This window comes from Sphingomonas swuensis, assembly GCF_039538045.1.
GTDB lineage: Bacteria > Pseudomonadota > Alphaproteobacteria > Sphingomonadales > Sphingomonadaceae > Sphingomicrobium > Sphingomicrobium swuense.
Genome location: NZ_BAABBQ010000001.1, coordinates 127,827 through 140,268, shown reverse-complemented (window position 1 = coordinate 140,268; position 12,442 = coordinate 127,827). Strand labels below are relative to the sequence as shown.

At 67.6% G+C, this 12,442-nt stretch carries 13 protein-coding genes; 7 read left to right on the top strand and 6 right to left on the bottom strand.

Going from position 1 to position 12,442, the window contains the following annotated elements:
• Positions 1-106: 106 nt before the first annotated feature.
• Positions 107-898, top strand: a complete 792-nt coding sequence (locus ABD727_RS00720) for an exodeoxyribonuclease III (protein ID WP_344705473.1) — start codon at positions 107-109, stop codon at positions 896-898.
• Positions 895-1,932: a GTP cyclohydrolase II gene (gene ribA / locus ABD727_RS00715; protein WP_344705472.1), complete on the top strand. Its 1,038-nt coding sequence runs from the start codon at positions 895-897 to the stop codon at positions 1,930-1,932. Before ABD727_RS00720 ends, ribA begins: the two co-directional genes overlap by 4 nt.
• Here ribA and ABD727_RS00710 read toward each other — a convergent pair.
• The gene (locus ABD727_RS00710; protein WP_344705471.1) at positions 1,929-2,579 is read right to left on the bottom strand and encodes a YggS family pyridoxal phosphate-dependent enzyme; all 651 of its coding nucleotides are present in this window, start codon (positions 2,577-2,579) and stop codon (positions 1,929-1,931) included. The two genes, ribA and ABD727_RS00710, sit on opposite strands and share 4 nt — an antisense overlap.
• Before the next feature lie 23 nt (positions 2,580-2,602).
• On the opposite strand from ABD727_RS00710, the gene ABD727_RS00705 reads away from it, so the two are divergent.
• Complete coding sequence (locus tag ABD727_RS00705) at positions 2,603-3,130, top strand: thiamine phosphate synthase (RefSeq protein WP_344705470.1); 528 nt, start codon at positions 2,603-2,605, stop codon at positions 3,128-3,130.
• Here ABD727_RS00705 and ABD727_RS00700 read toward each other — a convergent pair.
• Positions 3,120-3,857 carry a porin gene (locus tag ABD727_RS00700; RefSeq protein ID WP_344705469.1) on the bottom strand — a complete coding sequence of 246 codons (738 nt, stop codon included), beginning with the start codon at positions 3,855-3,857 and terminating at the stop codon, positions 3,120-3,122. The two genes, ABD727_RS00705 and ABD727_RS00700, sit on opposite strands and share 11 nt — an antisense overlap.
• A 194-nt stretch (positions 3,858-4,051) precedes the next feature.
• Between ABD727_RS00700 and ABD727_RS00695 the strand changes: the two genes are divergently transcribed.
• From ABD727_RS00695 to holA, 4 genes are read left to right on the top strand one after another with little or no spacing between them, the layout of a single operon-like run.
• Positions 4,052-4,483, top strand: a complete 432-nt coding sequence (locus ABD727_RS00695) for a DUF3576 domain-containing protein (protein WP_344705468.1) — start codon at positions 4,052-4,054, stop codon at positions 4,481-4,483.
• A gap of 24 nt (positions 4,484-4,507) precedes the next feature.
• Positions 4,508-6,994, top strand: coding sequence for a leucine--tRNA ligase (gene leuS / locus ABD727_RS00690; protein WP_344705467.1), 2,487 nt, complete (start codon positions 4,508-4,510; stop codon positions 6,992-6,994).
• Positions 6,991-7,485, top strand: a complete 495-nt coding sequence (lptE, locus tag ABD727_RS00685) for an LPS assembly lipoprotein LptE (RefSeq protein ID WP_344705466.1) — start codon at positions 6,991-6,993, stop codon at positions 7,483-7,485. Before leuS ends, lptE begins: the two co-directional genes overlap by 4 nt.
• A complete protein-coding gene (gene holA, locus ABD727_RS00680; RefSeq protein ID WP_344705465.1) occupies positions 7,482-8,492 on the top strand; it encodes a DNA polymerase III subunit delta in 1,011 nt (336 codons plus the stop codon). The genes lptE and holA overlap by 4 nt, the downstream gene beginning before the upstream one ends.
• Here the strand turns inward: holA and ABD727_RS00675 are convergent.
• Genes ABD727_RS00675 through mnmG form a run of 4 tightly spaced genes read right to left on the bottom strand, consistent with a single transcriptional unit; the run spans position 8,489 to position 12,442 of the window.
• Positions 8,489-9,373 carry a ParB/RepB/Spo0J family partition protein gene (locus ABD727_RS00675; protein WP_344705464.1) on the bottom strand — a complete coding sequence of 295 codons (885 nt, stop codon included), beginning with the start codon at positions 9,371-9,373 and terminating at the stop codon, positions 8,489-8,491. The two genes, holA and ABD727_RS00675, sit on opposite strands and share 4 nt — an antisense overlap.
• Entirely contained in the window at positions 9,370-10,149 is a 780-nt protein-coding gene (locus tag ABD727_RS00670) for a ParA family protein (protein WP_344705463.1), read from the bottom strand. The genes ABD727_RS00675 and ABD727_RS00670 overlap by 4 nt, the downstream gene beginning before the upstream one ends.
• Complete coding sequence (rsmG, locus tag ABD727_RS00665) at positions 10,146-10,763, bottom strand: 16S rRNA (guanine(527)-N(7))-methyltransferase RsmG (protein ID WP_344705462.1); 618 nt, start codon at positions 10,761-10,763, stop codon at positions 10,146-10,148. The genes ABD727_RS00670 and rsmG overlap by 4 nt, the downstream gene beginning before the upstream one ends.
• The gene (gene mnmG, locus ABD727_RS00660; protein ID WP_344705461.1) at positions 10,760-12,442 is read right to left on the bottom strand and encodes a tRNA uridine-5-carboxymethylaminomethyl(34) synthesis enzyme MnmG; all 1,683 of its coding nucleotides are present in this window, start codon (positions 12,440-12,442) and stop codon (positions 10,760-10,762) included. The genes rsmG and mnmG overlap by 4 nt, the downstream gene beginning before the upstream one ends.

The following is a 12,442-nucleotide window of genomic DNA, read 5'->3' as shown; positions in this document are numbered from 1 at the left end:
GTCCCCGTCTGGTCCCTCGCGTGACGAACGCTTGGTCGGCCCTCGCTCCATGCCCCCGGAGCGGGGGCCTTTGCGTTTCGGGGCGCCTCTTCGCTAGAGAGCCCGCGTGACTCGTCTTCGTATCGCCAGCTGGAACATCAACTCGGTCCGCGCCCGGACCGCCATCGTCGAACGCTTCCTCAACGAGGAACAGCCCGACGTGCTCTGCCTCCAGGAGACGAAGGCGGAGGACAAGGTCTTTCCCGCCAGCTTCTTCGCCGAGCGCGGCTATGTCCACCAGGCGCTGAATGGTCAGCGGATGCACCATGGCGTCGCCATCCTCAGCAAGGTGCCGCTCGAGGCGCATGGCCGTCACGACTGGCAGGACAATGGCGAGGCGCGGCACGTCGGGGTGCGGCTTCCGCACGGCCTTCGGCTCGAGAACGTCTATGTCCCGGCGGGCGGCGACATCCCCGACCGGACGCTCAATCCCAAGTTCGGGCAGAAGCTCGACTTCCTCGGGCGGATGACCCGCTGGTCGGAAGAGCTGAAGGAGCCCACGCTGATCGTCGGCGACTTCAACGTCGCGCCGCTCGAATGCGACGTGTGGAGCCACAAGGCGCTGCTCGACGTCGTCAGCCACACGCCGATCGAGGTCGAGACGCTGAACGCGCTCCAGGCGGCGCACGAGTGGGTCGACCTCGGCCGCAAGTTCGTCCCCGCGCCAGAGCGCAACTACACGTGGTGGAGCTATCGCTCGGCCGACTGGACCAAGAACGACCGCGGGCGCCGGCTCGACCACATGTGGGCGAGTCCAAGCGTCGCCGCGCAGGCCGTGATGCACAAGGTCCACGAGCCCTGCCGTGCGTGGGAGAAGCCTTCGGACCATGTGCCACTGGTGGTGGATCTCGAGCTTTGAGCAAGGCGGCCCGCGCCATCGCCGCCCTGCGCGCCGGTCGGCCGGTCACCGTGGGCGGCCTGACCATTGCCGCTGTCGAGACCGTCACCGACGAATTGCTATCCCTGCTTGATCCCGACGCGCGCGCTCCGATCCTGCTGAGCGGTGCACGCGCCGCAGCGCTGGGGCTCGCCAACCAGCGGGACGCCGCCACTCCCGACGCTCCCGTCCTGATCGAGCGGGCCGACTGGCTGACGCCGTCGAGCGTGCGCTCGCTGGTCGATGCGGGTCAGGACTTCGCCCGCTTCTCCGCCGGGCCGCTGACGACAAGGTCGCCGGAGCATTCCGACGATACGTCGGCGGCGCTCGGGCTCGTTCGCCGAGCGGGCCTTCTCCCGGCTCTGTGGGTGCTCTCCGATCGCTCGGCGCTGTCGCTCGAGTCGTGCGAGGCGACTGCGGCGATCGCCCCACGCACCGCCACCATCGCGGCTCGGGCCGCTCTTCCGGTGGAGGGTCTCGATGCCGAGGTGCAAATCATCGCGGTTCGTGCCGAGGAAGACGGGAGCGAGCACGTCGCGCTGCAGGTCGGGGCACCAGGCGGCAGGGCTCCGCTCGTCCGCTTGCACAGCGAATGCCTGACCGGGGACGTGTTCGGCAGCCTCAAATGCGACTGCGGCCCGCAACTTCGTGCCGCGCTTCGGCTGATGGCGGAGGATGGCGGCGGAATTCTCCTCTACCTCCGGCAGGAGGGCCGCGGGATCGGCCTTGCCAACAAGATCCGCGCCTACGGGCTTCAGGACCGCGGGCTCGACACGGTCGAGGCCAATCGCCGCCTGGGTTTCGCCGACGACGAGCGGGACTTCGCGCTCGCCGCAGCGATCCTCCGCTCGCTCGGCCACCGCGAGATCAGGCTCCTGACCAACAATCCGGCCAAGCTTGCCGGCCTCGAAGCCGAGGGGATCGCGGTAACCCGCGTCCCGCATCACCTTCCCGCCAATCCGCACAATGCCCACTATCTGGCGGTCAAGCGCGCCAAGAGCGGGCACCTCGACTAGCCGGTCTCCTCGAACAGCGCCGATCCCACCCGCACAGTCGTGGCGCCGAGCATCACCGCCGACGTGAAATCGCTGCTCATCCCCATCGACAGACCCGTGACGTCATGCCGCCGCGCCAGCTTTGCGAGCAGGGCAAAATAGGGTGAGGCTTCCACTTCGCTGGGAGGGATGGCCATCAACCCTGCAAGGTTGATTCCGGCGTCGCGCACCTTGTCCAGGAAGGTGGGCAGTTCCGCGATTGCGATCCCGCCCTTCTGCGCTTCGTCGCCGATATTGACCTGCACATAGGTCGGTCCGTGCCATTCCGCCTTGACCATCGCCTGAAGGAGGCTCGCCCGGTCGAGCGAATGGATGACGTCGAACAATCCGGCCGCTTCCTCGGCCTTGTTCGACTGCAGGCTCCCGATCATGTGGAGACGTACATCGGGATGCCGGCGGCGGAGCTCCGGCCACTTGGCCGCGACCTCCTGCACCCGGTTCTCGCCGAAGTCGCGCTGCCCGGCCTCGATCAGCGCTTCGATCGCCTCGGCGCTGCGGCCCTTGCTCACGGCGATCAGTTGAACGCCCTCAGGGTCGCGAGAGGCCGCCTTGGCGGCTCTGGCGATGGCGTTGCGGAGATCGGCAAGGCGGGCGGCTGCGTCGGACATGCCCGCCTGCTAGAAGGCCCGCCATGACGACGCAACGCTGGCCCACCGCCTGGCTGATGACCGACGAGCGGCTCGGAGATGCGCTGGACGAAGCGATGGTGCGTGCCGCGGCTGCTGGCGCTGGGATCCTCGTCAGGCACCATCGGGCAACGCGGGCCGAGCGGCGATCGCTCGCCGAACGAGTAGTCGCGCTCGGCGCTCCGCTCGGGATGGCTCGGGATGTCGCTCTTGCCGAAGAGATGGGAGCGCTCCTCGTGCACAATCCCGGTGCGGACACCGGCGCGCTCGCTTTCTCGCTATCCGTCCACGACGACGTGCAGGCCGCGGCAGCGGCTTCGCGGCGGCCGGCGCTGGTCTTCGTCTCGCCGATCTATCCCACGCGGTCGCACCTCGGCGCACCCGCGCTCGGGGAGGTGGAAGCGCTCAGGCTCGCGGCAAGGAGTGAAGCGCCCGCCATCGCGCTTGGCGGGGTGGATCAGGTGCGGGGAGAAAGGCTCATGAATTTGGGCTTCCATGGCTGGGCCGGAATCGACGCCTGGCTCAGAACTTGAAGGCGGTTCCGACGTAGACGGCCTGGCTGTCGCGGCGCTGGTCACGGAAGGTGGCGACGCGCTCGCGCTCGATCTTGTACTTGACGCCGCCGGTCACCGCGATGCTGCGGCTGATGTTGTAGGCGCCGCCGACATCGAGCGCATAGCTGGTCGGATCGGCGATCGGGCTGGTGCGCGCGGCCGCCGGACGGTCGGTGCTTGCGGCGACGCGGCCGGTGAAGCGCTTGCCGTTGTAGCTCACGCCGACCGACGCACCGTCGCGATCGGTCAGCGCCGGCGCGGCTGCGCCACGGGCACGGGCGACATCGGCCGAGATGGCGAACTGCTTCCAGCCCACCGCCGCACCGAGGTTGTAGGTCGCCGGAGTCAACGCGAGGCTGCTCGCCGTCGGAGCCGCCGCGACCTCGCGAGCACGCAGCGCAACGACCTGCCCCGGGGTGGTCGCACGGGCCCGGATCGCGATCCGGATCTGCGAAGGCCGGCGCTTGCTTGCGGCCGGAGTGAAGCGGAAGTCGGACGCAAGCGCCGGACGACCGGCGAGCGCCGCGGCAAGCCGGGGATCGGCCTGCGCCGGCGTGAAGCCGCCGTCGAAGCTGAGAGCGACCGCGGGCGGGCGCTTGGCCTGCTGCTGCTGCGGCGCGGCAATGACGACCGTCGCGGGCAGCAGGAGGCTAGCCGTGGCCAACGCCACCGCCCACATCCCCTTGCTGTCGCCAGCGCGACTCACCCGCATCTCCCTCGTATTGCTACACCCGACATATAGGTCGGGGCCGATGAATGTTCCAAGCCCGCCGGGACTTCCTCCGGCCATTGTGACATCGAATCCACAAGTTGGTCTCCCCAGTGAACGGGTTGCCCGCCAACGCGCACTTCGTATAAGCCGAACTTCAATCCATATCTGCTTATCCGGGAACCCGACCCATGCGCCGACCCATTGCCGCCGCCCTTCTCTTGGTCACTGCGCTGGCGGCTTCGGGTTGCGCCCGCAACCGCGACATTCCGAACCAGCTCGCGCCGTCGCGGACAACTGCGATCGGGGTGAACACCTATCTGTGGCGCGCCGCGATCGACACGCTGAGCTTCGCGCCGCTGGTCACCGCCGACAGCAATGGCGGAGTGATCGTCACTGACTGGTACGCCAACCCCAACTCGCCGGGCGAGCGGGTCAAGCTGACCGTCTCGATCCTCGACCAGGACCTCCGCGCCGACGCGCTCCGGGTCGCGGCCTCGCGCCAGGTCAGCCAGGGCGGCCAGTGGGTCGACGCGCCGGTGACCGCCGCGACGGTCCAGAAGCTCGAGGACATCATCCTCACCCGTGCCCGCGACATCCGCCGCGCCGCCGTCGGCGGCTAAGGGCCTTTCACATCAGGAGTTAGCATGAGCACCGACCGTTTCGACCCGGCGGCGAGCGACTGCCGCTGGCAGGAGCGGTGGAGCCAGGCCGACTGCTTCCGCGCCGACAGCGCCAGCAACAAGCCCAAGAGCTACGTGCTCGAGATGTTTCCCTATCCATCGGGACGCATCCACATGGGGCACGTCCGCAATTACACGATGGGTGATGTCCTCGCCCGCTTCCGCCGTGCGCAGGGGTTCGAGGTCCTCCACCCGATGGGCTGGGACGCCTTCGGCATGCCGGCCGAGAATGCGGCGATGGAGAAGAAGGTCCATCCGGGCGACTGGACCCGCCAGAATATCGCCACCATGCGGACCCAGCTTAAGCGGCTCGGCTTCGCACTCGACTGGAGCCGCGAGCTCGCCACCTGCGAGTCCGACTATTACGGGCACGAGCAGGCGCTGTTTCTCGACCTGCTGGAGGCCGGGCTGGTCTTCCGCCGCGAGTCCGAGGTGAACTGGGATCCGGTCGACATGACCGTGCTCGCCAACGAGCAGGTGATCGACGGCCGCGGCTGGCGCTCCGGCGCGCTGGTCGAACGGCGCAAGCTGAACCAGTGGTTCCTCAAGATCACCGACTTCGCCGACGAATTGCTCGAGGGTCTCGAGACGCTCGACCAGTGGCCCGACAAGGTCCGGCTGATGCAGGAGAACTGGATCGGCAAGAGCCGGGGCATGCAGTTCCGCTTCAAGCGGCCCGAGGGCGGTGAGATCGAGGTCTTCACCACCCGCCCGGACACGATCTTCGGCGCGAGCTTCGTCGCAATCTCGCCGGACCATCCGATCGCGGCGGCACTCGCTGCCGAACGGCAGGACGTCGCTGACTTCATCACTCGGGCCAAGCAGGGCGGCACCACTGCGGCCGAGATCGAGACCGCCGAGAAGCTCGGCTTCGACACCGGCCTCAAGGTCACGCATCCGCTCGATCCCGACTGGAGCCTGCCCGTCTGGATCGCGAACTTCGTGCTGATGGATTATGGCACCGGCGCCCTGTTCGGCGTGCCCGGCCATGACGCCCGCGATTTCGAGTTCGCAACCAAGTACGACCTCCCCATCACCCGCGTCGTTGCCGCCACGGCCGAAGATGCGGGCGCGCCGCTCGAGGCAGCCGAGACCATCGCCGGGGTCGCGGTCAACAGCCGCTTCCTCGACGGGATGACCACCGACGACGCGAAGGCGGAAGTGATCCGTCGCGCCGAAGCCGGAGGCTGGGGCAAGGGCACCACTCAGTACCGCCTGCGCGACTGGGGCGTGAGCCGTCAGCGCTACTGGGGCACGCCCATCCCGATCATCCATTGCGAAGGATGCGGCGCGGTCCCGGTGCCGAAGGACCAGCTGCCGGTCGTTCTCCCGGAAGACGTCAGCTTCGATATTCCCGGCAACCCGCTCGACCGGCATCCCACGTGGAACAGGGTCGACTGCCCGCGCTGCGGCCGGCCGGCCCGGCGCGAGACCGACACGCTCGATACCTTCGTCGACAGCAGCTGGTACTTCATCCGCTTCGCTTCGCAGCCCGAGGCCAAGCCGTTCGACCGCGCCGAGGCCGAAGCCTGGCTTCCGGTCGGGCAATATATCGGCGGGGTCGAGCATGCGATCCTGCATCTCCTCTACGCCCGCTTCTGGACCCGCGCGCTCGAGCGGATCGGCAAGCTCGGCGTGAAGGAGCCATTCAAGGGCCTCTTCACGCAGGGAATGGTCACGCACGAGACCTATCGCGGCCCTGACGGCTGGTTGAGCCCCGAAGAGGCGGCCTCGGCGCGCGAGGCCGGGCTGCCGGTCGAGAATGGCCGCGTCGAGAAGATGTCCAAGTCGAAGAAGAATGTCGTCGACCCGGACTCGATCATCGCCCGCTACGGGGCAGACGCGGTGCGCTGGTTCATGCTGTCGGACTCGCCGCCCGAGCGCGACCTCGAATGGTCGATCGGCGGGATCGAGGGTGCGGCGCGCTTCGTCCAGCGTGTCTGGCGCCTGGCAACTGCGCCGGTAGTCTCGGAAGGGTCCGACGGTGCGCTGGTCCGGAAGCTGCACCGCGCTGTGGCGGGTGTCGGCTCAGCGATCGAGGGCCTGCAATTCAACAAGGCCGTTGCCGCGCTTTACGAGCTGACCAGCGCCATCGAGAAGGCTTCGCCCTCGGCCGATCGCAGCAACGCCATCCGCATCCTCGTGCTGCTGGTCGCGCCGATGGCGCCACACCTCGCCGAGGAAGCGTGGGCAGCGCTCGGTGAACAGGGGATGGTCGTCGACCAGCCCTGGCCGGCGCACGATCCGGCATTGCTGGTCGACGACGAGGTGACCATCGCAGTGCAGGTCAACGGCAAGCTCAAGGCGACGCTGATGGCACCGCGCGGAGCAGCTCGCGAGGACCTGCAGGCCATGGCGCTCGCCGCCGACAAGGTCGCGGCGCTGGTCGGCAGCGGCGCCCCGCGCAAGGTCATCGTAGTGCCCGACCGACTGGTGAACATCGTCCTGTGAAGAAGATCGCACTCCTGCTGGCGCTTGCCGCCACCACCGCGGGCTGCGGCCTTCGCCCTGTCTACGGAGGCGGCGCGAGCGGCACGACCGCGACCTTCCTTTCTTCCATCGCGGTCAAGCCGATCCCGGGCCGCACCGGCTGGCTGGTCCGCGCTGCCCTCGCCGATCGCCTTGGCGAACCGGCAGGAGACGAGCGCTACCGGCTTGAGGTCGAGGTCGACGACGACCTCACCGGTTTCGGCATCCGTGGCGACACGGCGGTGACTCGCGAGCGGCGCACGGTCCGCGCGCGCTACCGTCTGGTCGACAATGCCACCGGCCAGGTGGTGCTGGACGCCACTGCCGGGTCCGATGCGGGGATCGACGTTGTCAGCTCGGACGTCGCCACGGTCGCGGCCGAACAGACCGCTGCCGAGCGCCTGGCGCAGGTGGTGGCCGACCAGATCGTGGGTCGGCTCGGTCTCTACGCCAACCGGCGCTCACCTCGGTGAAGCTCGCCTCCGCACGGGCCGGCGCCGCCTTCGAGCGGCCCGATCCTGCGATTCGCCTTTTCCTGCTCTCGGGGCCAGACCAGTCCTCGAACCGCCTGCTGGCGCAGAAGCTGACCACCGCGCTCGGCGCCGCCAAGCTCAACGTCACGACCGCGCAGCTGAAGAGCGAGCCCAACTGGCTGGCCGACGAGGCAGCGGCCATTTCGATGTTCGGCGATCGCAAGCTGCTCTGGGTGGAGCCGGCCGGCGAGGACATTCTTCCCGCGGTGCAGGCCATGCTGGCGCTTCCGCAGGTCGAAGCGGCGACCGTCGCGATCATGTCGCCGACCGCGAAGCGCAATGGCGAGCTCGCCAAATTCTCCGACAAGCACCCGGCAGTGCTCCACGTGGAAAGCAGCTTCCTTTCGCTCCGCGAACAGGTCGGGGTGGTGATGGAGATGGCGACCGCGGAAGGTCTGCGCGTCGCCGCTCCGCTTGCCGAGCGGATCGCATCCGAAGCCGACGGTGACATGCTGATGGCCAGGCTCGAGCTGCAGAAGTTCGCGCTCTACCTCGACGCAAGCTCGGCGGCACCCAAGGACCTCGACGAGGAAACGGTCGCCGCTCTCGGGATCGACCAGGCGGAGGCCGAACTCGGCCGTGCGGGCGATCTCGCTCTGTCGGGTGAGGTGGCGCGGCTCGCCGACGAGCTCATCCTGCTCGACAGTGGCGGGATCGAGCCCATCCCGGTGATGCGCGCCCTCCAGCGCCGCCTGATCTCGCTTTCAGCCTTGCGGCGGCGGATCGATCAGGGCGAGCGAAGCGACGCCGTCATGCGAGGGGTCTGGACGAAGGAGCGTCCGGCCGTGGAGCGCATGCTGTCGCGCTGGACCGGCCCTCGCCTCGCCGACGCCTTCATGCACGTCCAGAAGCTCGAGCGCGAGCTCCTGCTCCAGCCGGTACCGGGTCGTGCCGCACTCGGAGAAACGCTGCTCCAGCTCGCCCGGGCAGCAGCCGCCCGGCGCTAGATCGGTTCGCCGCTCAGTCGCTGGCAGATGAGGTCGAGCTGGTCGAGGCTCGAGAAATGCACCGCGACCTGCCCTGCCCCGCCCGAGTGCGCGATGCTGACCTTGAGGCCGAGAAGGTCGCCGAGCTGCCGCTCGAGCGCGACGAGGTCGGCGTCGCGGCTTCCTGCCGCCGCGAAGCGGGCACTGCCGCGCGCGAGGTCCTGACCGGCACCAGGCTTGACCTTGCGTGCGAGTGCCTCAGCCTGCCGCACCGACAATCCCTTGCGGACGATCTCCTCGGCAAGCGCCTCGACATCGGGAGCAGTGGCGATCGCTCGGGCGTGCCCCATGGTCAGCGCGCCAGCCTCGAGGTGGGCTCGAACGCTTTCCGGAAGATCACGCAATCTCAGCAGGTTAGCGACATGGCTGCGGCTCTTGCCGACGAGTTTGCCGACCGCGTCCTGGCCATGGCCGAAGCGGCTGATCAGCGCCGCATAGGCGTCGGCTTCCTCAAGCGGGCTGAGATCGGCGCGCTGGACATTCTCGATCAACGCGACTTCGGCGGTGCCGGCCTCGTCGAAGGTCCGCACGATCGCCGGCATCTTGTGAAGCTGGGCTCGCTGCGCGGCCCGCCAGCGTCGCTCGCCGGCGATGATCTCGAAGCGACCGGGCTCTTCGGCCGGACGAACGAGGATCGGCTGGAGCACGCCGCGCGCGGCGATCGACTCGGCCAGTTCGGCCAGCGCTTCCTCGTTGAAGTGCCGGCGCGGCTGCTTCGGGTTGGCGCGGATCGAGGCGATGTCGATTTCCCGCACGCCTTCCGCGCTGCCACTCGCTGCTGCGGGCGCATCGCCGAGAAGCGCCGACAGCCCGCGCCCCAATCCACGTGCCTGCTGGTTCATGCGGCTTCCTTGAGTGCCGGGAGACGCGCCATCATCTCGCGCGCGAGACCGACATAGGCCGCCGAGCCCGAGCAGCGCAGGTCGTAGATGAGCGCCGGAAGACCATGGCTCGGCGCTTCGGAAAGGCGGACGTTGCGGGGCACGACCGTCTCAAACACGGCTGCGCCGAGACAGGCGCGGACATCTTCGGCGACCTGACCCGACAGACGATTGCGGCGATCGAACATGGTGAGTGCAACCCCGAGGATCGAAAGCTCGGGATTGAAGCGGGTGCGGATCCGCTCGACGGTCTGCAGCAGCTGGCTAAGTCCTTCCAGCGCAAAGAATTCGCATTGAAGCGGAACCACCAGATGGCGGGCCGCGACAAGCGCGTTGACGGTCAGGAGGCCGAGCGACGGCGGACAATCGATCAGGCAAATGTCCCAGCGGGAATCCACGGGATCAAGCGCATGTGCCAGGCGATGCGTGCGGCTCTCCAGCTCGACCAGCTCGACCTCGGCGCCCGAGAGATCTTGGGTCGCGGGGAGCAGATCGAGACGCGGCACCCGCGTGCTGACCACACTGTCGGCCACGGTCTCGGTCCCGATCAGCACCTCGTAGGAGGAGCGGGCGCGGGCATTGGCGCCGACACCAAGCCCGGTCGAGGCATTCCCCTGCGGGTCCAGGTCGATGAGCAGGACCCGCCAGCCCATGGCGGCAAGTCCGGTGGCAAGGTTGATGGCGGTCGTGGTCTTGCCCACACCGCCCTTCTGATTGGCAATCGCGACCCTGATCATCCCCGCCTCGCTCTTCGCCGCACGCCCGAAGCAACCAGGATCCTTGCATCGGGATCGGTTCTGCTCGGCATCAGCTCGAACGTACCTTGCCACGTGCGCTGCGCCTGTTCCAGTTCCTTGACGGCGCTTCGGCCCTTGGGAAGCACCCAGCGGCCCGCCCGCGTCATCAACGGTGCACCAATCTCGAACAATCGCTCCAGCGATGCCACGGCGCGTGCGGTGATCACGTCGAAGCTGCCGCTCAATTGCTCGACCTTGCCGGTCACGATTTCGACATTGTCGAGCGACAATTTCTCGACACAGCGACTGAGGAAGTCGGTGCGGAGCCGTCGCGGCTCGACCAGCGTAATGCGCGACACCCCAAGGATTGCGAGAACCATGCCGGGAAGACCGGGTCCGCTGCCGATATCCAGCCAGCGGGCCTCTCTCCTCCCCAGAGCGAGCAATTGCGCCGAGTCCAGCAGGTGGCGCGGCCAGAGGGCATCGACGCTGGCGCGACTGATCAGGTTCTGCCGCTCATTCTCTTCCAAGAGAAGAGCCGCATATTGCTTCAGCTTGCTCTCCGTTTCACGTGAAACAGGACCGGCAATGACGTCTTGCAATTCTCCGATCATGCCGCGGCACGCGAAATGCTCACGAACAGAGCAGTAAGGGCGGCAGGCGTGATACCTGGGATGCGTGAGGCCTGATCGAGATTGTCGGGACGCGCCATCGTCAATCGCTCCGCCATCTCTGCCGACAAGCCCGGAACCCGCGAATAGTCGGTATTAGCCGGCATCAGCACCGACCGGTTTCGGTCAATGGCGTCCCACTCACGGCTCTGGCGTTCTACATAGGGCGCGTAAAGGGCGTCGGCCTGCCCCTCTTCGGTTTGCGCGAAAGCAGGATCATTGCGCGCCTCTAGATGGGCGGCAACCGCGCCGCGCCGCAGTGGCGACACGCATCCGAGGTCCAGCGCCTTCTGCCCGAGCCGAGACACTGCATTGTCCGCTCGGAGCGAGAGGCGATATTCGGCCCGCGCCGTCATCATTCGGTAGGGCTCGGTAACACCCTGCAAGGTGAGATCGTCGATCATGACCCCGATGTAACTCTGTCGCCGATCGAAGGTGACAGGCTCAAGGTCGCGCGCATGGGCCGCCGCGTTGAGGCCGGCGACCAGCCCCTGCGCCGCGGCTTCCTCATAGCCAGTGGTGCCGTTGATCTGCCCGGCAAGGAAGAGTCCGGCGATTCCGTGAGTAGAAAGCGTGGTGTCGAGCCGGCGCGGATCGACGTGCTCATATTCCACTGCATATCCTGGGCGGGCAATCTCGGCGCGCTTGAGCCCGGGGATCGATCGGACAAATGTCTCTTGCACGTCGCGAGGCATCGAGGTCGAGATGCCATTGGGATAAACGAGATGGTTCCCGAGGGCTTCGGGCTCGAGGAATATCTGGTGCCCTTCACGGTCACCGAAGCGGCGTACCTTGTCCTCGATCGACGGACAGTAGCGGGGCCCCCTGCCCTCGATGACTCCCGAATAAAGCGGTGAGCGATCCTCCGCCGCGCGAATGATGTCGTGGGTCTCGGCGGTCGTCCGGGTGATCGCGCAGCGAAGCTGAGGCAACGGTGCCTTGCTCGCCGGATCGGCCGAGAAGAACCAAGGCCCGGCGTCGCTGGGCTGCTCCTGAAGCCTTGCCCAATCGATCGTCCGTCCATCGAGCCGCGGCGGCGTGCCGGTTTTCAGACGACGCTGCGCGAGGCCTACGTCGCGAAGCTGCTCGGCAAGTGGGACCGCGGCCGCTTCTCCCAGGCGCCCCGCAGTCCGGCTCTCCTGCCCGATGAAGATACGTGCGGCGAGGAAGGTGCCCGTGGCGATTACGACCGAACGCCCGGCGATGTCCGAACCGTCAGCGAGCCGGATGCCAGCGATCCTTCCACCCTCGATGCGAAGTTCAGTAGCTTCGCCGATGATGCGATCAATGCAGTGGCTGCCGATCTGTGCTTCGATGGACGCACGATAGTGATCGCGATCGGCCTGCACACGCGGACCCCATACGGCCGGGCCCTTGCTGCGGTTGAGCATGCGACGATGGATCGCGGCGGCGTCGGCGGCCTTCGCCATCAGTCCGTCGAAGACGTCGAGTTCGCGGACGAGATGACCCTTGCCCACACCGCCGATGCTTGGATTGCAGCTCATCTGGCCAGCATCTTCGGGACGGAAGCTGATTAGCGCGACAGACACTCCGCGCCGCGCGGCAGCCGCTGCAGCCTCGCATCCGGCATGACCCGCTCCGATGACGATGACGTCGTACAT